At 73.9% G+C, this 19,996-nt stretch carries 22 protein-coding genes; 14 read left to right on the top strand and 8 right to left on the bottom strand.

Features of this window, described 5'->3' with window-relative positions:
* Nucleotides 1-81: 81 nt before the first annotated feature.
* Entirely contained in the window at nucleotides 82-1,014 is a 933-nt protein-coding gene (locus ABD262_RS18130; RefSeq protein WP_344139211.1) for a DNA-3-methyladenine glycosylase family protein, read from the top strand.
* 200 nt (nucleotides 1,015-1,214) lie between these two features.
* Here ABD262_RS18130 and cofE read toward each other — a convergent pair whose 3' ends face one another.
* On the bottom strand, nucleotides 1,215-2,249 hold the full coding sequence (gene cofE / locus ABD262_RS18125) for a coenzyme F420-0:L-glutamate ligase (RefSeq protein WP_344139209.1): 1,035 nt from the start codon (nucleotides 2,247-2,249) through the stop codon (nucleotides 1,215-1,217).
* A 2-nt stretch (nucleotides 2,250-2,251) separates the two neighbouring features.
* Nucleotides 2,252-3,238, bottom strand: a complete 987-nt coding sequence (gene cofD / locus ABD262_RS18120) for a 2-phospho-L-lactate transferase (protein ID WP_344139207.1) — start codon at nucleotides 3,236-3,238, stop codon at nucleotides 2,252-2,254.
* 580 nt (nucleotides 3,239-3,818) lie between these two features.
* On the opposite strand from cofD, the gene ABD262_RS18115 reads away from it, so the two are divergent.
* The 8 genes from ABD262_RS18115 to ABD262_RS18080 all read left to right on the top strand — a co-directional run bounded on the left by ABD262_RS18115 (nucleotide 3,819) and on the right by ABD262_RS18080 (nucleotide 12,220).
* Nucleotides 3,819-4,124: a hypothetical protein gene (locus tag ABD262_RS18115; protein WP_344139205.1), complete on the top strand. Its 306-nt coding sequence runs from the start codon at nucleotides 3,819-3,821 to the stop codon at nucleotides 4,122-4,124.
* A complete protein-coding gene (locus ABD262_RS18110) occupies nucleotides 4,121-5,212 on the top strand; it encodes an FAD:protein FMN transferase (protein ID WP_344139203.1) in 1,092 nt (363 codons plus the stop codon). Before ABD262_RS18115 ends, ABD262_RS18110 begins: the two co-directional genes overlap by 4 nt.
* Entirely contained in the window at nucleotides 5,209-5,769 is a 561-nt protein-coding gene (locus tag ABD262_RS18105) for a ferric reductase-like transmembrane domain-containing protein (protein WP_344139201.1), read from the top strand. The genes ABD262_RS18110 and ABD262_RS18105 overlap by 4 nt, the downstream gene beginning before the upstream one ends.
* Nucleotides 5,766-6,887: an NADH-ubiquinone oxidoreductase-F iron-sulfur binding region domain-containing protein gene (locus ABD262_RS18100; protein ID WP_344139199.1), complete on the top strand. Its 1,122-nt coding sequence runs from the start codon at nucleotides 5,766-5,768 to the stop codon at nucleotides 6,885-6,887. Before ABD262_RS18105 ends, ABD262_RS18100 begins: the two co-directional genes overlap by 4 nt.
* Entirely contained in the window at nucleotides 6,862-7,101 is a 240-nt protein-coding gene (locus ABD262_RS18095; RefSeq protein WP_344139197.1) for a ferredoxin, read from the top strand. Before ABD262_RS18100 ends, ABD262_RS18095 begins: the two co-directional genes overlap by 26 nt.
* 209 nt (nucleotides 7,102-7,310) lie before the next feature.
* Nucleotides 7,311-7,526, top strand: coding sequence for a WhiB family transcriptional regulator (locus ABD262_RS18090; RefSeq protein ID WP_153269213.1), 216 nt, complete (start codon nucleotides 7,311-7,313; stop codon nucleotides 7,524-7,526).
* Nucleotides 7,527-7,559: 33 nt separating this feature from the next.
* Nucleotides 7,560-10,745: a glycosyltransferase gene (locus tag ABD262_RS18085; RefSeq protein ID WP_344139195.1), complete on the top strand. Its 3,186-nt coding sequence runs from the start codon at nucleotides 7,560-7,562 to the stop codon at nucleotides 10,743-10,745.
* A complete protein-coding gene (locus ABD262_RS18080; RefSeq protein ID WP_344139193.1) occupies nucleotides 10,742-12,220 on the top strand; it encodes a DUF5719 family protein in 1,479 nt (492 codons plus the stop codon). Before ABD262_RS18085 ends, ABD262_RS18080 begins: the two co-directional genes overlap by 4 nt.
* A gap of 39 nt (nucleotides 12,221-12,259) precedes the next feature.
* On the opposite strand, the gene ABD262_RS18075 is transcribed toward ABD262_RS18080, so the two are convergent.
* Entirely contained in the window at nucleotides 12,260-12,706 is a 447-nt protein-coding gene (locus ABD262_RS18075; RefSeq protein WP_344139191.1) for a metallopeptidase family protein, read from the bottom strand.
* A 60-nt stretch (nucleotides 12,707-12,766) separates the two neighbouring features.
* Between ABD262_RS18075 and ABD262_RS18070 the strand changes: the two genes are divergently transcribed.
* The 4 genes from ABD262_RS18070 to ABD262_RS18055 are packed head-to-tail and all read left to right on the top strand — an operon-like array spanning nucleotide 12,767 to nucleotide 16,027.
* Nucleotides 12,767-13,150: a DUF3499 domain-containing protein gene (locus ABD262_RS18070; RefSeq protein WP_344139189.1), complete on the top strand. Its 384-nt coding sequence runs from the start codon at nucleotides 12,767-12,769 to the stop codon at nucleotides 13,148-13,150.
* 19 nt (nucleotides 13,151-13,169) lie between these two features.
* Complete coding sequence (locus ABD262_RS18065; RefSeq protein WP_344139187.1) at nucleotides 13,170-14,612, top strand: phosphomannomutase/phosphoglucomutase; 1,443 nt, start codon at nucleotides 13,170-13,172, stop codon at nucleotides 14,610-14,612.
* Complete coding sequence (locus ABD262_RS18060; RefSeq protein ID WP_344139185.1) at nucleotides 14,612-14,812, top strand: Trm112 family protein; 201 nt, start codon at nucleotides 14,612-14,614, stop codon at nucleotides 14,810-14,812. The genes ABD262_RS18065 and ABD262_RS18060 overlap by 1 nt, the downstream gene beginning before the upstream one ends.
* A gap of 18 nt (nucleotides 14,813-14,830) precedes the next feature.
* A complete protein-coding gene (locus tag ABD262_RS18055; RefSeq protein ID WP_344139183.1) occupies nucleotides 14,831-16,027 on the top strand; it encodes an SIS domain-containing protein in 1,197 nt (398 codons plus the stop codon).
* An 84-nt stretch (nucleotides 16,028-16,111) separates the two neighbouring features.
* Here ABD262_RS18055 and ABD262_RS18050 read toward each other — a convergent pair whose 3' ends face one another.
* From ABD262_RS18050 to ABD262_RS18035, 4 genes are read right to left on the bottom strand one after another with little or no spacing between them, the layout of a single operon-like run.
* On the bottom strand, nucleotides 16,112-16,804 hold the full coding sequence (locus ABD262_RS18050) for a TetR/AcrR family transcriptional regulator (RefSeq protein WP_344139181.1): 693 nt from the start codon (nucleotides 16,802-16,804) through the stop codon (nucleotides 16,112-16,114).
* Complete coding sequence (locus tag ABD262_RS18045) at nucleotides 16,779-17,255, bottom strand: DCC1-like thiol-disulfide oxidoreductase family protein (RefSeq protein WP_344139179.1); 477 nt, start codon at nucleotides 17,253-17,255, stop codon at nucleotides 16,779-16,781. The genes ABD262_RS18050 and ABD262_RS18045 overlap by 26 nt, the downstream gene beginning before the upstream one ends.
* On the bottom strand, nucleotides 17,252-17,686 hold the full coding sequence (locus ABD262_RS18040) for a hypothetical protein (protein WP_344139177.1): 435 nt from the start codon (nucleotides 17,684-17,686) through the stop codon (nucleotides 17,252-17,254). Before ABD262_RS18040 ends, ABD262_RS18045 begins: the two co-directional genes overlap by 4 nt.
* Nucleotides 17,687-17,691: 5 nt before the next feature.
* Nucleotides 17,692-18,102, bottom strand: coding sequence for a hypothetical protein (locus ABD262_RS18035; RefSeq protein WP_344139175.1), 411 nt, complete (start codon nucleotides 18,100-18,102; stop codon nucleotides 17,692-17,694).
* Nucleotides 18,103-18,256: 154 nt separating this feature from the next.
* On the opposite strand from ABD262_RS18035, the gene ABD262_RS18030 reads away from it, so the two are divergent.
* The gene (locus ABD262_RS18030; RefSeq protein WP_344139172.1) at nucleotides 18,257-19,435 is read left to right on the top strand and encodes a glycosyltransferase 87 family protein; all 1,179 of its coding nucleotides are present in this window, start codon (nucleotides 18,257-18,259) and stop codon (nucleotides 19,433-19,435) included.
* On the opposite strand, the gene ABD262_RS18025 is transcribed toward ABD262_RS18030, so the two are convergent.
* Nucleotides 19,419-19,946 carry a YbaK/EbsC family protein gene (locus ABD262_RS18025; RefSeq protein ID WP_344139170.1) on the bottom strand — a complete coding sequence of 176 codons (528 nt, stop codon included), beginning with the start codon at nucleotides 19,944-19,946 and terminating at the stop codon, nucleotides 19,419-19,421. The genes ABD262_RS18030 and ABD262_RS18025 overlap by 17 nt on opposite strands.
* Nucleotides 19,947-19,996: the final 50 nt, after the last annotated feature.

Here is a 19,996-nt window from a genome sequence, read left to right as displayed (position 1 = left end):
GGGGTCGTTCGGGGGCGGGTCGCGCAGAGTCTACGTGGCCCGCCTGCGGACTCTGTCACCCCAACGCGCGACACTGGCGGCATGTCCCCGACCGCCGAGACCACCCGTGTGTGGCGTCCCGGGAGGGCGACTGCGGTCGGGCTGATCATCTCGATCTTCCGTCGCGGAGGTGGTGACCCGACGTTCCAGCCCGACCGTGGCGACGGGTGGTGGCTGGGCCTGCCGACCCCGGCCGGCCCCGCCACCCTGCGCCTCGTCCAGCGCTCCGACGTCGGAGAGGTCGTCGCCACCGCCTGGGGTGACGGCGCCGGCTGGGCGCTCGACCAGGTGCCCCCGCTGCTCGGGGAGGGCGACGACGACAGCGATTTCGTGGCCCACCACCCCCTGGTCGCCAAGGCGTGGAAGAGGTATGCCGCGTGGCACGTGCCGCGGTCCGGCCTCGTCATGCATGCGCTCGTGCCCGGGGTGATCGAGCAGAAGGTCACCGGCCAGGAGGCGTTCGGGGGCTACCGCAGGCTGGTCCACCGGTTCGGCGCGCGGGCGCCCGGTCCCGGTGAGCAGCGTCGGCTGTGGGTCGCCCCGACGGCGCAGGAGTGGGCGGCCATCCCGTCCTGGGACTGGCTCGCGGCATCGGTCGACGGTGCCCGGTCGGGCACGGTGATGCGGGCGGCGCGGGTGGCCGGCCGGCTGGAGGAGTGTGCCGGGCTACCCCTCGACGCGGCGCACCGTCGCCTGCGGTCGGTGCCGGGCATCGGGGTCTGGACGGCGGCCGAGGTGGCCCAGCGCGCCCTCGGTGACCCCGACTCCGTGAGCTTCGGCGACTACCACGTGGCCAAGAACCTCACTTGGGCACTGCTCGGCGAGGCCCGCGACGACGACGTCCTCGCCGAGCTGCTCGAGCCCTACCGCGGTCACCGCTACCGCGTGCAGCACCTGCTCGAGCTGTCCGGCGCGGCCCGGCCCCGCCGGGGTCCGAGGATGGCGCCGCGGACCCACCTGCCGACCCGCCGCTGACGGCCCTCACCCTCGACTTGTTGCGGTCTGGTGGTCACGGGGCGGCCGGATCCGCGTCCCGGTGAGGATCTGTCGGCAACAGGTGGGGAGGTCTCTCGACTTGTTGCGGTCTGGTGGTCACGGGGCGGCCGGATCCGCGTCCCGGTGAGGATCTGTCGGCAACAGGTGGGGAGGTCCCTCGACTTGTTGCGGTCTGGTGGTCAGCGGTCGCGGATCTCGAGGTGCAGGTCGAGCCCGGCCACCTCGTCGGGGACCTCGGCGGTCAGTCCCTCGCCCCACAGGGCCACCTCGAGCCGGGCCACCGCGACGCCGAGCTGGTAGGCCGACGGGCTGGACACGTGCACGGCCGACCCGCCGACGTCGATCCCGACGTCCGGGGTGCCGACGAGCGCCACGGCGACTGCGCGGCCCAGGCGGGTGGCCTCGTCCTCGCTGCCGACGGTCGGGATGCCGACCTGTTCGGCGAGGTCCTCTCCCGGCTCGACGCCGAGGGAGGCCCGGACCGCCTCTGCACGGCCGTAGTCGAACCAGTCCTCGCTCCCGGCGCGGATGAGGACGCGGGCGCCGGGGCCCCGCTCGGAGACCGCCCACTCGGTCCCGCGGACCACGGCGGCCGGGATCGCGTCGGCCTTGCCCTTCACGAGGTCTGCGGCGGCTGCCAGCTCGTCGCCGACGGCGCGGGCGGTGACCGACAGCGGTCGCCCGTCGGCATCCACGCCACCACGCAGGTCGTCCACGACGGTGACGCCCGCGGCGCCGAGGGCGAAGTCGGTCTGCCCGAACCGCCAGGGTCGCCCGGCCGTGTCGCTCAGCACCACGCCGAGCCGACCGAGGCCGGTCGCGGCGAGGAGTGCCACCCGGAGGTGGTCGGCCTCGGCATCCGGGTCGGCGGGGAGCAGGAGCACGTCGTCGCGTCCTCCGGTGTTGGAGGCGTCCACGCCGGCCGCGGCCATGATCGGCCCGGCCGTCGACCGGACGATCTGCGTCAGCCGGTCACCCGCCAGCCGCTCGGCCACGACACGCACGGTCTGGCTGACGACCGCTGCCCCCTTGATCGTCGAGTCTGCCCACAGGCCAAGGGATTTCGAGACGACCTTGCTCGACACCACGAGCACGTCGCCGTCCTCGAGCTCCAGGTCCGCGGCCGCCACGGCCTCCAGCAGCAGGGCCACCAGGTCGTCACCTGACCGCACCTCGGGTATGCCGGTCAACGGCAGGATCGAGAGCGCCGGCACGCTCAGGCGCCCTTGGTCCGGGAGGGCAGCTCGAGCGCCAGGTCGAGGGCGGCGCCCGCGATGTCGGCGGCGGTCTGGGCGTCACTCATCAGCAGCGGACGGCTGCGCACCGTGGCGCGCGGCAGACGCACCGACGACTCGTCCTCGGGGGAGACCAGCCAGCCGTCGAGGAAGTCCTCGTACAGCCCCGCGACGGCGGAGGTGGTGGACTCCACGCCGATCGCCCGCAGGCAGGCATCCGCGTGGCCACGCACCGGCATACCGCCGATCAGCGGTGACACGCCGACCACGGGAGCAGCGGTGCCCCGCAACGCATCCCGCACTCCGGGCACCCCGAGGATGATCCCGATGGACACCACCGGGTTGCTCGGCGGCAGCAGCACGACGTCGGCGCCGCGGATCGCGTCGAGGACGCCCGGGGCGGCGCTGGCGCGGTCCATCCCGACGGCCTGGAAACGCTGCGCGGGGATCGACGCCTGGTGGCGGACCCACCACTCCTGGAAGTGGATCGCGCGCTGTCCCTGCTCGTCCTCGACGACCACGTGGGTCTCGACGGGGGAGTCGCTCATGGGCAGCAGGGTGATTCGCTGGTCGGGCAGCCCCCAGCGGGCAGCCAGTCGGGCCGTGACCTCGGAGAGGGACAGGCCCTGGCCCAGCCACTGCGAGCGCACGATGTGGGTGCCGAAGTCGAGGTCGCCGAGGCTGAACCACTGCGGCACGGCGCCGTATGCCGCGAGCTCACCCAGCACCCGGTGGCTCTCGTCGGCCCGGCCCCACCCCTGGCCTTCGTGGATGCCGCCGCCGAGCGTGTAGAGCAGCGTGTCGAGGTCGGGACAGACCCGCAGGCCGAAGAGGCTGATGTCGTCACCGGTGTTGCCGATGACGGTGAGCTCGGTGTCCGCGAGGTCGGGGGAGCGGTCGAGGTGGGTGCGGAGGCCGCGCAGGAAGCGGGCACCTCCGACGCCGCCGGCCAGTGCCGTGATGCGCATGTCCCGAGTCTTGCAGCACGGCCCCGACCTCTCTCGGCGGGTCCCCGGTGTTCAGGTGGCTCACAGCAAGGAAGGCGCACCGTGAGGGGCATGCCCCCCACAGACGCACGCGACCTCGTCCGGCTGATCCACCGCGTGACGGCCGGAAGCCTCGTCGCCGCCGCGGTGGGGGCTGGTGTGGTGACCGTGCACCTCGCGGGTCACCACGCCAGGAAACTGGCCACCGCGGCCTCCGCCGGGGTGGCTGCGACCGCTCCGCGGACCGCTCCCCAGGATGGGGCTCGGACTCCCGTCGGCACGCCCACCACATCCGCGGCCAGAAGTCGGGCGGCGACCCGGCGAGCAGCCACCCGGTCGCGACACCGCACGACGGCGAAGCGCACCTTTCGCAGCGTCGCCCCCGTGCAGCCCAGCGTCCAGCAGCCGCAGGCCACGAGCTCGGGCTCGTAGGCGCGCGGCTCCTCGGCCCTCGACGACCCCACGACCGAGACACCAAAGGGGGACCCATGGGTGTGACACAGGATCGGCACAGGAGCGGCCGCCACGGTGAAGTCACCCGACCAGAGAAGGACCCGTTCCGATGACTTCCTCCCGCCAGCCCCTCACCCTCGTCCGCCGGTGGACTGCCGGCGCCCTGCTCGCCGGTGCCGTCGGTGCCGGGGCCGTCGGAGTGCACCTGGCCGACCAGTCGCAGACGACCACGTCCGCTGCCGTCACCTCCAGCTCGCCGGGAAGCTCCGACGACAGTGCCGGCTCGTCGAGCTCCTCCAGCAGCTCGTCGGGGTCCTCCAACAGCTCGAACAGCTCCAACAGCTCGGGCTTCGGGACCGTCCAGGGCCTCACCGCCGGCTCCGGCTCGTCGCAGTCGAACTCGAGCGGGTCGTGAACCGGGCCACTGGGGTCGCCCAGAACGCGTTCACGGCGTCGGCGGCCTTCGACGCCATCGGCACGCACCACCAGCTCGTCGTCACCCGCCCCGAGGCGCTGGGTGCGGCCATCGTCATCGCCCGTGAGCACCTGGCCGACCTCGACCTGGCGGCGAGCCGGTTCCGGCCCGACTCCGAGGTCAGCGCCCTCGCCCGACTCGCGGCCGACCGGCCGGCGACCGCCCTCGTCTCCGCGGTCCTCGCCGACGCCGTGCAGGCTGCGCTGCGGGCTGCGGCCCTGACCGACGGGCTGGTCGACCCCACCGTCGGCGCTGCGGTGATCGCGTCGGGCTACGACGCCGACCTCGACGTGGTGCGGGCCCGAGCGGAAGGGCCGGCCAGCACCGAACCAGCGCAGTCCAGCCCGAACGGCGCGGCCAGCCCGAAGAGCTCGGCCGGACCGAACGGCGCGGCCAGCCCGAACAGCTCGGCCGGCCCGAACGGCCCGAACGGCCCGAACGGCCCGAACGGCCCCGTGGTCCAGGGTTGGCACAGCCTCCACCTCGAGGTCGGCACCCGCCGCCTGCACGTCGCGCGGGGCACCGTCATCGACCTCGGCGCCAGCGCCAAGGCGTATGCCGCGGACGTCATCGCCTCGGCGCTGGCAGCCCGCCTCCCGGGTGGCTTCCTCGTCAACCTCGGTGGCGACGTGGCCGTGTCCGGTGAGCTGCCGCCCGACGGCTGGCAGATCGGGGTCGAGGGCACCCACGGCGAGGTGCGTCAGGTCGTCACGAGCCGAGGCCAGGCCATCGCGACGTCCTCGACGGGCAAGCGCACCTGGTCCAGGGACGGCGAGCCCCGCCACCACATCGTCGACCCGCGCACCGGACGCACGGCCCCCGCGGTGTGGGAGCAGGTCACCTGCGCGGCCACCGATGCCCTCGAGGCCAACGCCGCGTCCACCGCGGCGGTGGTGCTGGGCCTCGCGGCGCCCGCGTGGCTGGAGGCGCGCGGCATACCGGCGCGGCTGGACCCGGCCGACGGCGGCCCGGTCGTCACGACCCCGGGGTGGCCCGCGCCCGCGGACACGGGCCGGAGCGCGGCATGAACCAGCTGCTGTGGTTCCTCTCCCGCGCCACCGGGACGGTGAGCATCGTGCTCCTCACGACCGTGCTCGTGCTCGGCGCGCTGACCGCCGGCCGGCGCAGTCGCGCGGTCAGCCAGACGGTCGTCGTGGGGCTGCACCGCACCCTGGCCCTCGGCACCTCGGTGTTCCTCCTCGCCCACATCGCGACCGCTGTCGTCGAGACCTACGTGAAGATCGACTGGATCTCGGCGTTCGTGCCGTTCACGGCGGGCTACCAGCCGCTGTGGGTCGGTCTGGGCGCCCTGGCGTTCGACCTGATCCTGGCCCTGGTCGTCACGTCGCTGCTGCGGCACCGCCTCTCCCGTCGCCTGTGGAAGGGCGTCCACGTGCTCGCGTTCGCCCTGTGGCCGATGGCCCTGGTGCACGGCTACGCCATGGGCACGGCGAACGAGCCGCTCCTGCGCGCCGTGCCGGTGCTGTGTGCCGTCGTCGGCGGCGTCAGCCTGGTCTGGCGCGGGTTGTCCACGCACGCCGACCGCTCCCGCCGACGGGCCATCGTCGCCCAGGAGTGGTCATGACCCAGGACCTCCTGGACCTCCTCGACGTGGCCGGGCTCACCGGCCGGGGCGGGGCCGCGTTCAGCACCGCGACCAAGATCCGTGTGGCGCGCAAGCACCGCGCCTCGCTCATCGTCAACGCCTGTGACGGCGAGATCGGCGCGGCCAAGGACGCCTACGTCGTGGCTGAGCACCTCGACGCGCTGGTCCGGGGGGCCTCGATCGTCGCCGGTCGCCGTCGGGTCCGGTATGCCGCCCACCGCGGCTCCGCGACCGAGGCGCGGCTGCGCGAGGCCGGGCTCGACGTCCTGTCGGCCCCCGGGCGCTACGTGGCATCGGAGGAGACCTCGCTGATCTCCCTGGCCCAGGGCGGGCTGGCGCGCCCGATGACCAAGCGCGCCCCCTTCGTCCGGGGCGGCACGGACAGCGAGGGTCGCCGCATCCGGCCGACCCTCGTCCTCAACGCCGAGACCGTGTGGCGGGTGGCCCAGGTCGTCGACCACGGTCCCGAGTGGTTCCGTCGCCAGGGCCTGCCCGGCGAGCCCGGGCCCCGCCTGGTCGCGGTGGGTGGGGCGGTCGAGAGCCCCGGGGTGCTCGACGTCGTCACCGGCACCTCGCTCGCCGAGATCCTGGCGGTCGCGGGGGCCGACCCGGCCCACGTCGGCCCCGTCGTCGTCGGAGGGCTCGGTGGCGTCCTCCTGGGCAGGGACGAGGCGCTGCGGACCGCGTGGTCGTCGGCCGCGCTCGCCGAGTTCGGCGGACGGATCGGTCCCGGGGTGGTGCACGTCCTCGACCAACGGGTCTGCCCCGTGGAGGAGATGGGTCGGTGGCTCGACTACGCCGCGGGGGAGAGCGCCGGCCAGTGCGGTCCGTGCATGTTCGGGCTGCCGTCGCTGGCCGCCGACTGGCACGCCCTCGCGGACTTCGGGCCGGAGGGGAAGCCCGCGCGCCGACGGCTCGCCCAGCGCGCGCAGTCCCTGGTCGACCGTGGTGCGTGTCGCTTCCCCGACGGGGTCGCCGGACTCGCCACCTCGGCCCTGCGGGTGCTCGATGACCACCTTGCCGAGCACGCGCGCGGTCGCTGCGGAGCCCACCCCGACCTCAGGAGGACCGATGAGCGCCACTCCTTCACGCACTGACCCGACCACCGAGCTGCGGGTCGACCGGGTCCGCTGCACCGGCCACGGGGTCTGTGCGAGCCTGCTCCCGGGAGCGATCCGGCTGGACGAGTGGGGCTACCCCGTGATCGTCGACCGGGCTGCCGGCGGGTCCGACGACGGTGAGCCCGCACGCGCTGCGGCCATCCGGCTCTGCCCTGCGATGGCCCTCTATCGCACTTCTAGTGCGGGGTGAAGAGGCGTTATCAAGGTTCGTCCGATCGGGCAAATATCAGACTTCCGCTTGACGAACCGCGTATGACACGCGTGTAATTCCATTGTTGTGATCGGAGTCGGTCACAAACACCGTGTCACACGTAGTGGACACGTACGGCGCACCGGGTCGAGGAGGAAGCCGTGCAAGAGCTTCAGTTGGTCACCTTCGAAGGTGGCGAAGAGGTGGAGATGTCGTGGCAGGAGCGTTCGCTCTGTGCCCAGACCGACCCCGAGGCGTTCTTCCCTGAGAAGGGTGGTTCGACGCGGGAGGCCAAGAAGGTCTGTGTCGGGTGCGAGGTCCGGGCCGAGTGCCTGGAGTACGCCCTGGCCCATGACGAGCGGTTCGGCATCTGGGGTGGCCTGTCCGAGCGTGAGCGTCGCAAGCTCAAGAAGCGTGCGGTCTAGTCGCCGGCGTGGCGACACCCTCGTGACCAGCGCATGACGCTTGCCCCGCCCCATGATCTGACGGACCCCGCAGGACCTCCTGCGGCGGTCGCGACCGTGACGGCGGTCCTGGTGCTTCGTGGCCCCGCCTCGGCGCTCGAGGAGACCCTCGACTCCCTCGCGCGCCAGACGCGTCACCCCGAGCGCCTCGTGGTGGTCGACCCCGGGGTGGACGGCAACGCCGTCGAGACCCTGCGGGCCCACCGTGGCGTCGCGGAGTCCATCCCTTCGATCAGCGTCGTGACCGTCCCCGGCGCCACCTCCCTCGCGCAGGCCGTGCGCTCGGCCCTCGCCCAGGACCTCGCCACCGGTGGTGACGAGCGCGACCCGGGCACCCACGTCTGGGTGCTGACCTCCGACAGCGCCGCCGCGCCGATGACCCTGGCCCGCCTGCTCGACGCGGTGCGGCGCAGCCCGTCGGTGGGTGCGGCCGGCCCCAAGCTCCTCGACTGGACCCGCGCGGGCGCCCTGCGCTCGGTGGGCCTCCAGCTCACCCGCAGCGGGCGGGTCATCCCGTCGCCGGCTCCCGGCGAGCCCGACCAGGGCCAGTACGACCGCCGCACCGACGTCCTGGCCATCCCCGCGACCGGGATGCTCGTCGAGCGGGCGCTGCTCGACGAGCTGGGCGGTCCCGAGCGGAGGTTCGGCGACTTCGGTGCCGACGTCGACTTCTCCTGGCGGGCCCAGCAGTCCGGCCGCCGCGTGGTCGTGGTGCCCCGCGCCACGCTGCGCACCGGCGCCGAGGCCGCTCCGGACGACCTCGTGCCGGTCGACTCCGCGACCCGCATGCGGCGCCAGGCGCGTCGCGTGGCGCTGTCGCGGTGTGCGTGGTGGACGCTGCCGTTCCTCTCCGCGTGGATCGTGCTGTCGAGCACCGTCGCGGCGCTCGCCCTCCTCCTCGCGAAGCGCCCGCGCGCCGCGTGGGCGGAGTTCTCCGACATCGGTGCCGTGCTCACGCCCGGCCGTGTGCTGGGAGCCCGGTGGCGGTCGCGGGGCACCCGCCGGGTGCGCCGCCGCGACCTGCAGGGGCTGTTCGTCCCTCCGCGCACCGTGCTGCGCCACACCACCGACCTGATCCGCGACGAGGTGGCGCTCGAGCCGGGGCAGGTCGACTCCGTCCGCGCTGCCGCGATCGAGTCCGGTCCCGTCGCCGACGAGGCGCAGGACCTCAACGTCCTCGGTGCCACCTGGGCGTCGCGCGCGGCTCGCAACCCCGGGCTGCTCGTGGTCCTCGCGATGACCGTCGTGTCCGTGCTGGCGACCCGGCGGCTGGGCGGCAGCTTCGGCGACCGCCTCGACCACGGTCTCACCGGCGGCGAGACCGTCGGGGTCCGGGCCGGTGCCGGCACGCTCTGGCACGCCTGGCTCGATGGCTGGCACGGCGCCGGCCTGGGTTCCGGCGCCGAGCAGGGCCCCCACCTCGTGGTGCTGGCCGGGCTCTCCTGGCTGGTCGCGCACCTGCCCCTCCTCGGCACCCCCGCCTCGCCCGCCGGAGCGGTCGTCACGCTGCTCGTGACCTTCGCGCTCCCGCTGGCCGCGTTCACGGCATACCTCGCCGCCCGGGTCGTGACCCACTCGCGCCTGCCGCGAGCGCTGGCTGCCCTCGCCTGGTCGACGACGGCGGTGCTGGCCACCGCTGTCGGCTCCGGCCGGCTGGGCGCGGTCGTCGCCGCGATCGTGCTGCCGCTCGTCGCGGCAGGGGTCACCCTGGCCGGTCGCCGGACCGGCACGACCACCGCGACCGCGGCCACCGTCCTCGGCGCCGCCGTCCTCGGTGCGTTCGCCCCCGCCCTGCTGGCCCTCGTGGTCGTCGCGGGTGTCGGGGCGCTGTGCGCCGGGCACGGCTGGGCCCGCGTGCGTGGGCTGGCGATCGCCCTCGGCCCGGTGCTGCTCCTCGGACCCTGGGTGGCCACGCTGGTCGCCCGACCGGCGCTCGCATTCACCGGTCCCGGTCTGTCGGTCTGGGGCACCAGCCAGGCCCTGCCCTGGCAGATCGCCCTGCTCCACCCGGGTGGGGCCGGCTCCTACCCCGTGCTGCTGTCGGCGCCGCTCGTGCTCGCCGGACTGCTCGGCCTGCTCCGCGCGGGTCGCCGTGGCCCGGCTGCCAGCGTCCTCGGCGTGGTCGCCGTCCTCGGGCTCGCGTATGCCGTCGCGGCACCCCGGATCACCCTCGGGGTCGTGCCCCAGGGACTTCCCGAGGCCGGTCGACCCATCACCGCCTGGGCCGGCACCGGCCTATTGGTGTCCGCGCTCGCCCTCGTCGCCGCCGCCCTGCTGGGGGCCGACGGCCTCGCCGTGAGCCGGTCGCGAGGGGGCTGGCAGGCGCTGACGCGCTGGCCCGTCGCCGCTGCCCTCGTCGCCTCGGTGCTGGTCAGCGGCGCCTGGCTGACCTGGCGCACGGTCGGCTCCGAGCTCGGCGCGTGGCAGGACCCACGGCCCGCCGTCGCCGTCGACCAGGCGGAGAGCGGCATCGGCAACCGCATGCTGCTCCTCACCCCTGAGGGTGACGGCCTGACCTACCAGCTGCTCGGCCGTGAGGTGGGCGACGTGGCGCGCTCGTTGCCCACGCCCGCCGCCGACCGGGCCGACAGCACTGCCCTGGCCGCCGCCGTCAGCGCGTTGTTCGAGCAGGGCGCTGCCCCCGGCGCGCTCACCCCCGCCGCCGACCTCTCGGGCCAGGCCGTGGGCTTCGTCGGCCTGCGCACCGAGGCCACCGACCCGCGGATCCGTGAGCTCGACGCGACGGCCGGGCTCACCCGCCTCGGCGAGCACGACGGCGTGACCTTCTGGCGCGTGCTCCCCGGAGGCGGTGGCACCGCTGACGACGCCGTCGCGCCGTCGCGGGCCCGACTGGTCACCAAGACCTCCGAGCAGGCGCTCCCGGTGAGCGGCTCGCACTCCCGTATCGAGGTGAAGTCCGTTGTGCCGCAACGAGCTTCGCTGGTCCTGGCCGAGCCCGACTCCTGGGTGCGTCACGCCCGGGTGACCGTCGACGGCCGGGTCCTCGCGCCCAGCGGCGACAGCGCGGCATACGCACTGCCCGCTGGACCGGCGACGATCTCCGTCGAGGTGCTCCCGACCAGTGCCACGTGGCGCTTCGCGCAGGGCATCCTCCTGCTGCTCGTCGTGTTCCTGGCCGTGCCGTTCGGCAACCGCTCCTCGAGGAGAAGGCGCCCGTGAACGTGTCAGCCAGCGGACTCGTCCGCACCTCGCTCGTGGCCCTCGCCGGGGTGGGCCTCGTCGTCGCCGCCACCCACGGCCAGGGTGCCCTCGCGTTCGGGTCGTCCGCGGGCGCCGCGCCGGCCGGCAGCGGCGCCACCAACCCGGTCCGCAGCTCCTCGCTCGTCTGCCCCGGTCCCGAGCTCAAGGGCATCAAGGGCGTCGACGACGCCGACGTCCCCGTGCGGGTCGCCGCGGCCGCGGCGCCGTTGCGTGCCCTGACCGGTCTCCAGCCCACGACTGCAGCCGGAGAGCTCAGCGCAGCCCGCATGCCGAGTGGTGCCCTCGGCGCGCCCGTCACCGACCGCGGCGCGAACCTCTCGGCGGACCAGTCCACCGCGGCCGGGGTGCTCGTGTCGGGGAGCGAGTCGATGGCAGCGGGAGTCGCCGCGGCGCAGAGCTGGCTGGTGCCATCGGGTGACCTCCGGTCGCTCGGGGGCGCGCCCTGTGGCCAGCCCGGGGCCGAGTTCTGGATCCTCGCCGGTGGGGGCGACCCCGGTCGGCAGGAGCGGCTCGTGCTCACCAACCCGGGGGGCAACCCGGTCACCGTCGACGCGACACTGCACGGCGCCGACGGCCCGGTCTCCTCGCCGAACGGCAAGGACATCGTCGTGCCGGCCCACGGACGCACCTCCTTCCTGCTCGACTCGATCTCCGGCGACCTCGCCAGCCCTGTCGTCCACGTCGTCGCCGAGGGCGGGGTCGTGGGAGCCGTGGTCAACGACACCTGGCTCGACGGGACCCGTGCAGCGGGGTCGGACGACGCCGTGCCCGCCGCACAGCCCTCGCGGGACCAGGTCATCCCGGCCGTCACCGTCGCCGGCCGGTCGGTGCTGCGGGTCGCGGTGCCCGGCGACTCCGAAGCGGTCGTCCAGGCGAGGGTGCTCACCGCCGAGGGCGCCCGCGCCCTGCCGGGCGGTGGCGTCATCCGCATCGACGGCGGGGCGGTGCGCGACATCGACCTCTCGAAGCTGCCCGCGGGCAACGTCGGGATCCAGGTGCGGGCCGATGTGCCGGTGGTGGCGGCGGCGATGGTGACCCGTGCCCTGCCCGGCAAGCCCGGAGACCTGGCCTGGACCACCTCGACCCCGCCGATCACCGGGGTGGCCGGCCTGCCGCTGGTCAGCAGCACCCCGGTGCAGCGGTTCCTGGCGATGACCTCGTCGGGTGACACGGCCGGGGTCGAGATCGTGACCGTCGACGCCAAGGGGGTCGAGACCTCACACCGGCAGCAGCTCGGGGTCGACGCCTCCGGGGTGCTGGAGGTCACCGGAGCCGCCTCGGTCTGGGTGCACCGGGTGTCGGGTCAGGGACAGCTGCGGGCCGGCGTCGTCTCGGTGCAGTCCGACGCCTCGGGCCAGCTCATCTCGATCGCGCCCCTGCGTGACACGGTCCTGCGGACGACCTCGATCGGCCTGCGCGAGGTCACCCAGTAGCGCTCCGTCGCCCCGCCACCGTCGTTCAAGCGTCGTCGTTCAGGCGTCGTCGTCGTAGCGGGGGTCGAGGTCGCCCGGCGGCAGGTTGAACAGCCCCGCGACCTGCTCGACCACGACGTCCTGCACGATGGCGGTCAGGTCGCGCTGGCTCTCGGCACGCGCCTCGATCGGCCTGCGGTAGATGACGATCCGGGCCGGCTGCCGTCCGTGGGCGGGGAAGGCCCGCCCGAGTGGGACGCCCTCCCGCTCCCACGGCGCCGGGTCGGTGGGTGGCACGTCCTCCACCGCGAACTCCAGTTGCTCGAAGCGCGCTCCGAGCCGACCCTCGAGGCGGGCCGCGCTGTCCAGCACAAGGTCGTCGAACTGCTGCCGACGGGTGGTCATCGCGGGCACGGGCGGCCAGGCCAGCGGACCACGCACGCCGCGACCGCGCCGGTCCCGCCGACCGCGCCGGGTGGGGCGCTGGGGGGAGCCGGCCGAAGTCACTCCCGCAGCCTACGGCGTGCCGAACCGGTGGCCCCGTCGTGCTGGCATAGAGTCCGCGACGTGAGTCTGTCCAGGAGGTGCTCCCGCACCGCGTGCTCGAAGCCCGCCATCGCGACGCTCACCTACGTGTACGGCGACCAGACCGCCGTGGTCGGCCCGCTCGCGACCTTCGCCGAGCCGCACACCTACGACCTGTGCGCCGCCCATGCCGAGGGCCTGACCGCCCCGCGGGGCTGGGAGATCGTGCGCCTGTCGGGTGAGTACGTCGAGCCCGAGCCGTCGCACGACGACCTCCTCGCGCTGGCGAACGCCGTCCGTGAGGCGGGTCGTCCGAGGCTCGGTGAGGCCGCCGTGCAGCAGCGCCGCCAGCCCGCCGACGAGGATGCCTCCGGCGCGGTCGAGACCGGTCGCCGAGGACACCTGCGCGTGTTGCGCGACTCCTGAGACCGCTAGGGTTTCGAGCGTGTCGAAACCCGTGCTGTCCGACTTCGTCAAGGCCTATGACGTCCGTGGCCTGGTCCCCGACCAGCTCAACGTCGACGTGGCCTGGGCCCTGGGGGCTGCCTTCGCCCAGACCGTGATCGCGCCCGAGGGCGCGTCGGGTGTGGTGATCGGCCACGACATGCGTCCCTCGTCCCCTGAGCTCTCGCGGGCCTTCGCGGCCGGCGTCACGTCACAGGGCCTCGACGCCACCCTGATCGGGCTGTGCAGCACCGACGGCCTCTACTACGCCAGTGGTGCCCTCGACCTCCCCGGCGCGATGTTCACCGCCTCCCACAACCCGGCCCAGTACAACGGCATCAAGCTCTGCCGCGCGGGCGCCCGACCCGTCGGCCAGGACTCCGGCCTCGCCGATGTCAGCGCCCTGGCCCAGCAGCTGCTCGACACGGGCACCAGCGCCGGCCCCGTCGACGGTCCCGTGGGCAGCGTGTCCGAGCGCGACCTGCTGACCGACTACGCGGTGTTCCTCCGGGGGCTCGTCGACCTGTCGGGCGGACGCCCGCTCAAGGTGGTCGTCGACGCGGGCAACGGCATGGGTGGCCACACGGTGCCCGCGGTCCTCGGCACGGCAGCCGGCCTGCCCGAGCTCCCGCTCGAGGTCGTGCCGCTCTACTTCGAGCTCGACGGCACGTTCCCCAACCACGAGGCCAACCCGCTCGAGCCCGACAACCTGCGCGACCTGCAGGCGGCGGTCGTCGAGCACCGTGCCGACCTCGGGCTCGCCTTCGACGGCGACGCCGACCGGTGCTTCGTCATCGACGAGCGCGGCGAGCCGGTGAGCCCGAGCGCCGTGACCGCGCTGGTCGCCACGCGCGAGATCGCCCGGGAGGTCGCGGCCGGCACGCCCGCAGCCGACGTCGCGGTCGTCTACAACGTCATCTCGTCGGCGGCGGTGCCCGAGATCATCGCCGAGCAGGGTGCCCGCGGTGTCCGCACCCGCGTGGGCCACTCGTTCATCAAGGCCGAGATGGCTCGCGAGGACGCCGTGTTCGGCGGCGAGCACAGCGCGCACTACTACTTCCGCGACTTCTGGTTCGCCGACACGGGCATGCTCGCCGCGATGCACGTCCTCGCCGCCCTGGGCGAGCAGGCCGAGCCGCTCAGCCGGCTCACCGCGGCATACAGCCGGTATGCCGCGTCGGGCGAGATCAACTCGACCGTCACCGATGCCGCGGCAGCGACCGCACGGGCGCGGGAGTGGGCGGCCGCGCGCGGCGCGGAGTTCGACGAGCTGGACGGGCTGACGGCGACCCACGCGGCGACGCAGGACGCCCCGATGTGGTGGTTCAACCTGCGGGCCTCCAACACCGAACCGCTGCTGCGACTCAACGTCGAGGCAGCCGACCAAGACACGATGCGCCAGGTGCGAGACGATGTACTCGCACTGGTGAGAGGAGAACGCTGATGTCGCAAGGACAGGACGTCCGGATCGAGCCGTGGCTGCGGGAGATCCTGAGGTGCCCTGCATGCCGCTCCGAGCTCACCGACGCCACCGTGGCGGACAAGCCCGAGCTGCACTGCACCAATGCCGAGTGCGGACTGCAGTACCGCATCGACGACGGCGTGCCGGTGCTGCTGGTCGACGAAGCCCGCAAGCCGGTCTGACGGACTGCCGGCGCGACGATGGCCTCCTTCTTCGACGAGTCGCGCGTCGACAGTGACGAGGCGCTGACCGCCCTCGACTCGCAGCAGACGCTCCGGGCCCTGGCGACGGCCGGCGCCCAGGTGCGCGAGGCGGTCGCGCTGTCCGAGGAGGCGGGGATCGAACGCGTCGCAGGAGGTGAGCGGCCCCGCTCGGTGCTCGTCGCGTCGCTGGGCGGGTCCGCGGTCGTGTGCGACGTCCTCGAGCTCCTGGCCGAGCCGGGCTCACCGGTGCCGGTGAGCGTCCGGAGGAACGTGCCGCTGCCCGGCTGGGTCGGGCCTCTCGACCTCGTCATCGCGGTGTCGCTGTCGGGGCGCGCCCCGGGTCCGCTCGCACTGGCGGCCGAGGCCGCCCGTCGGGGTGCCTCGTTGCTGACCGTCGGCGCGGTCGACTCGCCACTGGCGGACGTGGCGGCGCAGGCCAGGGGAGTGCACATCGGCATCGGCCGCGGCCGGACCACCTCCCGGACCGCCCTCTGGTCGCTGCTCGCGCCCGTGCTGCTCGGCGCGGGCCACCTGGGCATCGTCGACGTCGACGCCCGCGTGCTCACCCAGACCGCCGACCGCCTCGACGAGCTGGCCGAGACCTGTCGGCCGTCGTCGGAGTCGTTCGTCAACCCGGCCAAGGTCCTGGCCGCAGACCTCGCCGAGGGCGTGCCGGTGGTGCTCGGTGACGGCCCCCTCAACGGCGTGGCTGCGGGCCGCGCCACGTCGATGCTGGCCCGGACCGCCCGGGTGCCGGCGACCTCGGGGGAGCTGCCCGACGACGCCGCCCAGGTCGTGGCGTGCTTCGACGGGCCGTTCACGGCGGTCTACTCCGGTGGGGCGCCGTCACCGTCGGGTGGCGGCCCGCAGCCCGGCGACGACATCTTCGCCGACCCCTTCCTCGACGGACCCTCGGCGCCCCGACTGTCGTTGCTGATGCTGCGCGACGTGCTGCCCGACCCGCTGACCCGTGAGGCCGACGAGGCGCGCATCCTCGCCGAGGCAGTGACGACCGCTGCGCGCGAGGCCGGTGTGCGGGTCAGCGAGGTGACCGCAGAGGCAGGGCACCCGCTGGTGCGGCTGTCCGGTCAGATCGCCACCACCGACTTCGCGGCGACCTACCTCGCGCTCGGGCTGGGGCTCGACCCGGCGGTCTCGCCCCACGTGGCCGACCTGCGCGACCGGACCGGCTGACCGCGGCGACGCGACGCCCGGCCGGACCTGACGACGCGGCGAGGTGGCTTGCGGACGCGGCGAGGTGGCTTGCGGACGCGGGCGTCAGGCGCGGACCGAGCGGATCAGCTCCACGACGTCGCCGACCACACCCCGCATGCCGGGCAGGCGGCTGAGGCGGACCAGCTTGTCGACCAGCGGCACCACCTGTCGCACCAGCGCGTGGGTGCGCTTCTGCCCGTCGCTCGAGTCGTGCACCCAGAAGAGCACGACCCCCATCTGGAGCAGCCAGAGCAGCTCGGGCAGCTCGGCCCGGATGGCCGCCGGCACCTTGAGGTCGGAGCCCTCCACGACCCGCCGGAACAGGTCGATGCTGGCCTCGCGGGCGCCCCGCGACTCGGTGCTGAACGGCGACAGGGGGCTGGTGGGCTCGGCCGCGACCTTGAAGAACTTCCCGGCGAAGCCGTGGAAGGGCGCTGCCACGTCGACCCAGGTGGTCAGCGCCCCGCGCAGGCGGTCCGCGAACTTCTCGCTGCGGGCCAGCGAGTCGTGCGCCGCTGCTGCGTGCTCGACCTGGATCTGGTCGTAGAAGGCCTGGACCAGGTGCTCCTTGGAGTCGAAGTAGTAGTAGGCGTTGCCGATGCTGACGCCGGCCCGGTCGGCGACGGCCCGCATGGTGGTCTTGTCGTAGCCGCGTTCGAGGAAGAGCTCCTGGGCGGCCGCCGCGATCGCGGACCGGGTCTGCTCGCCTCGATCCGACCGGTTGGCTGGGTCAGACCGGTGCGCAGAGTCCGTCACAGTCGTCAGCGTAGCCACCCCCTCCGGTGGTGTCGGACCTGCGCGGCTCGGGACCGCCCGGCTCGGGACCGCGCTGCTCGGGCCCGCGCCCGTCGGGTGCGGGCGTGGTGGTGAGGGACGCGCGCAGCCCGGCCGCGGCATACGCCATCACCCGGGCGACCGGCAGCCCGAGGGGCGTGGACAGGCGCAGGGCGAGGTCGCGGTGCTCGACGGTGGCCCACAGGCAGGTGACCCAGGCGCTGGCGCCGGTCCACACCGCGCCGGTGTCGGCCACGACCGTGATCTCCCGCAGTGTCGCGGCGTGGTCGAGGTGGGGGAGCAGCTCGCGGGCGGCGGTGGAGCCGGCGGGGACCGCCACCACTCGCACGAGGTGCGGCTGCTCGACCAGCCACGACCGGAACCGCGAGCACATCGGGCAGCCCGCGTCGTAGAGGACGACGAGCTGCTTCACGGCCCCACCTGCGCGCCGTCGGTCCGCCCCTCGACGGGGGCCGGGCCGCGGGAGTGGTCGGCCGAGGCCACGGCGACCGCGAGCGCCACCGTGACCGGCAGGACGAAGACCCCGATGCTGAGCAGGCCGAGCAGGGTGCCGACGCCGAGCAGGGCCACGACCACCACCGCGACGGCCCTCGCCGCTGGGCCGCCGGTCCGGAGCAGCAACGCCCCGACGACCAGGCAGGCGACCAGGGGGAGGCCGGCCACGACGAGCCCCCACCACCCGTTCTCCGCGACGAGGGTGGTGGAGGTGGCGGTGGTGGTCGTCGCGCCGGTGGAGTCCGACGTGGTCGTCTCCCCGGAGTAGACCGGCACGGTGAGGGCGACCACCACCAGCGCCAGGCTCCAGAGGGTGGCGCCGCCGAGGGCGAGCCGGGTGGTCCGCACGACCGTCAGCCCATCGGGGCGGCGGGCTGGGTCCAGCCCTGCGGCGGCACCGGGGGAGCAGCCATGGCGTCGAGCCGGCCACGGCGTCGGATCTTGTTGAAGACGTAGACGTTCGTCAGGTGCACGACGCCGAGCATGAGCAGGACGACGCCCATCTTGACGCTGAGCACCTCGACGATGGCCCGGGCGTTCGCCAGGGTGTCCCCGACCCGCAGGTAGAGCGCCACGACGCCGAGGTTGAGGAGGTAGAAGCCGACCACGAGCAGCTTGTTGACCGCCTCGGCCAGGTCGTCGTTGCCGTCGAAGACGTCGACCAAGAACACCCTGCCGTTGCGCGACAGGGTCGACCCGACCCAGATCGTGAGGGGCACGGCGATGAGCAGGTAGAGCAGGTAGGCGATGACCGCGTTGTCCACGGGGGCTCCTTCGGGGTGGACGCTCTCCAAGCCGTGACTGGCTTCTTTGAACGTGTTCAAGTTGGTGGTCGAGACCGTAGCAGACGATCTTGAACATGTTCAAGTGCCTTCGATGCGGCCCCGTGCCGGACCCGTCCCGCTAGGGTCACCGCTCGTGGCCACGAACCGACCCGCCCCCGTGTGGCTGCTGCCCACGGTCGTCGGGGTGGTGGCGGTCGTCCTCGCCTGGCTGCGCTGGATCGACCCCTCGACCTGGAACCTCGTCGACCTCGACGTCTTCGTCCGTGGGGGCGAGGCGGTCCTGCACGGGGGCGATCCCTACGGCGGCCCGGCCGACGCGCTGGAGTTCACCTACCCGCCCTTCGCCGCCGTCGTCTTCGTCCCGCTCGCGCTGCTCGGCGGTGCCGCAGCCTGGGTGATGTCGGCGCTGTCGCTCGGGTCGCTGGTGGTGGTGGCCTGGATCTCGCTGCGGGAGGCCCGGCCGGCACCGGAGCACGCACGGACCGCCTCGCTCGGCTGGCTGGTCGCGCTGGTCCTCGTGGCCTGGGCGCTCGAACCCGTGCAGCGCACCTTCATCTTCGGCCAGGTCAACCTCGTCCTGTGCGCGCTGGTGCTGCTCGACGCCTTCGTGGTCCCACCCCGCTTCCGTGGCTACCTGACTGGCCTGGCGGCCGGCATCAAGCTGACCCCGGCGTTCTTCGTCGTCTACTTCGCCGTGCGGCGTGACTGGCCCGCCGTGGCCCGCAGCGCTGCCACCGGCGCCCTCACGGTGGCCATCGGGTGGCTGGTCCTGCCGGCCGAGTCCGCGCGCTACTGGCTCGACGACCTCACCACGATGGGCAAGTTCGGTGGTTACGCGCTGGAGCCGACCAACCAGTCGTTGCGGGCGATGTGGGTCCGGCTGCTGGGCGGCGACCCCGGTCCCTGGTACCTGGTCAGCGCGGCGGCCGTCGTGGTCCTGGTGGTGTGGGTCGCCCGTCGACTCACCCGCGCCCAGGACCCGTTGGCCGCGCTCGCCGCCGTCGCGGCCGGGTCGCTCCTGGTCTCGCCGATCTCCTGGACCCACCACTGGGTCTGGGTCGTCCCCGCCCTCGTGGTGATGGCCCGGAGGGGCTGGCGCGTCGCCACCGGGGTGGTCGCCCTCCTGATGTACCTGCCCCCGATGTGGGCCGCCGACGGTGACCCCCTGCGGCTGTCGCCGGTCGAGCAGCTGGTGGCGTCCACCTACGTGTTCCTGGCGCTGGGCTTCCTCGTGGCGCTCGCGGTGTCGTCGGCACCGACCCCAGCGCGCACCTCAGCGGGCCGCGAGCGTTCGGTCACTGCGCGAGGCTGAGCACCGCTGCGGTCGGGAGCGCCGCCAGGTCGGCGCTGTCGACGAGCACCTTGCTGGTGCGCAGGCCGCTGCCGATCACCACGCGTCCCGCAGCCACGACCGCCTCGTCGACGAGGACCGGCCAGTCGGCCGGGAGCCCGATCGGGGTGATGCCGCCGTACTCCATGTCGGTCAGCTCCACCGCCTGGTCCATCGGGGCGAAGCTGATCTTGCGCACGTCCAGGTGCCGGCGCACCGCGCCGTTGATGTCGGCGCGCATCGAGGCCAGCACCAGCACCGCGGCATACCGCACCTCGCCACCCCGCTTGCCGGCGACGACCACGCAGTTGGCGGAGTGCTCCATCGCCACGTCGTAGGCCTCGCAGAAGGCCGCGGTGTCGGCGAGGGTGGGGTCGATCGGCGCGACCCGGGCGGACGCGACGGTGCCGATCGCGTCGGCGACGGGTGCCGCCAGCAGCGAGGTATGCCGCGTGGCCGGCTCCCAGCTCAGGTTGCCTTCGGGGGTGCCCACGACGGCAGACTATCCGAGCAAATGCCGCCCAAACGGGCGATGTGGCTCGG

It is taken from the genome of Pedococcus bigeumensis (genome assembly GCF_039531795.1).
In the GTDB taxonomy this organism is placed as follows: domain Bacteria; phylum Actinomycetota; class Actinomycetes; order Actinomycetales; family Dermatophilaceae; genus Pedococcus; species Pedococcus bigeumensis.
Note: the sequence above shows the minus strand (reverse complement) of the source record. Positions and strands in the feature narration are given on the sequence as shown.

Coding starts and splice junctions, on each gene's coding strand:
- ABD262_RS18130 (WP_344139211.1), top strand. CDS start 82: ATGTCCCCGACCGCCGAGACCACCCGTGTGTGGCGTCCCGGGAGGGCG.
- cofD (WP_344139207.1), bottom strand. CDS start 3,238: ATGCGCATCACGGCACTGGCCGGCGGCGTCGGAGGTGCCCGCTTCCTG.
- ABD262_RS18115 (WP_344139205.1), top strand. CDS start 3,819: ATGACTTCCTCCCGCCAGCCCCTCACCCTCGTCCGCCGGTGGACTGCC.
- ABD262_RS18105 (WP_344139201.1), top strand. CDS start 5,209: ATGAACCAGCTGCTGTGGTTCCTCTCCCGCGCCACCGGGACGGTGAGC.
- ABD262_RS18100 (WP_344139199.1), top strand. CDS start 5,766: ATGACCCAGGACCTCCTGGACCTCCTCGACGTGGCCGGGCTCACCGGC.
- ABD262_RS18095 (WP_344139197.1), top strand. CDS start 6,862: ATGAGCGCCACTCCTTCACGCACTGACCCGACCACCGAGCTGCGGGTC.
- ABD262_RS18090 (WP_153269213.1), top strand. CDS start 7,311: ATGTCGTGGCAGGAGCGTTCGCTCTGTGCCCAGACCGACCCCGAGGCG.
- ABD262_RS18085 (WP_344139195.1), top strand. CDS start 7,560: ATGACGCTTGCCCCGCCCCATGATCTGACGGACCCCGCAGGACCTCCT.
- ABD262_RS18060 (WP_344139185.1), top strand. CDS start 14,612: ATGTCGCAAGGACAGGACGTCCGGATCGAGCCGTGGCTGCGGGAGATC.
- ABD262_RS18055 (WP_344139183.1), top strand. CDS start 14,831: ATGGCCTCCTTCTTCGACGAGTCGCGCGTCGACAGTGACGAGGCGCTG.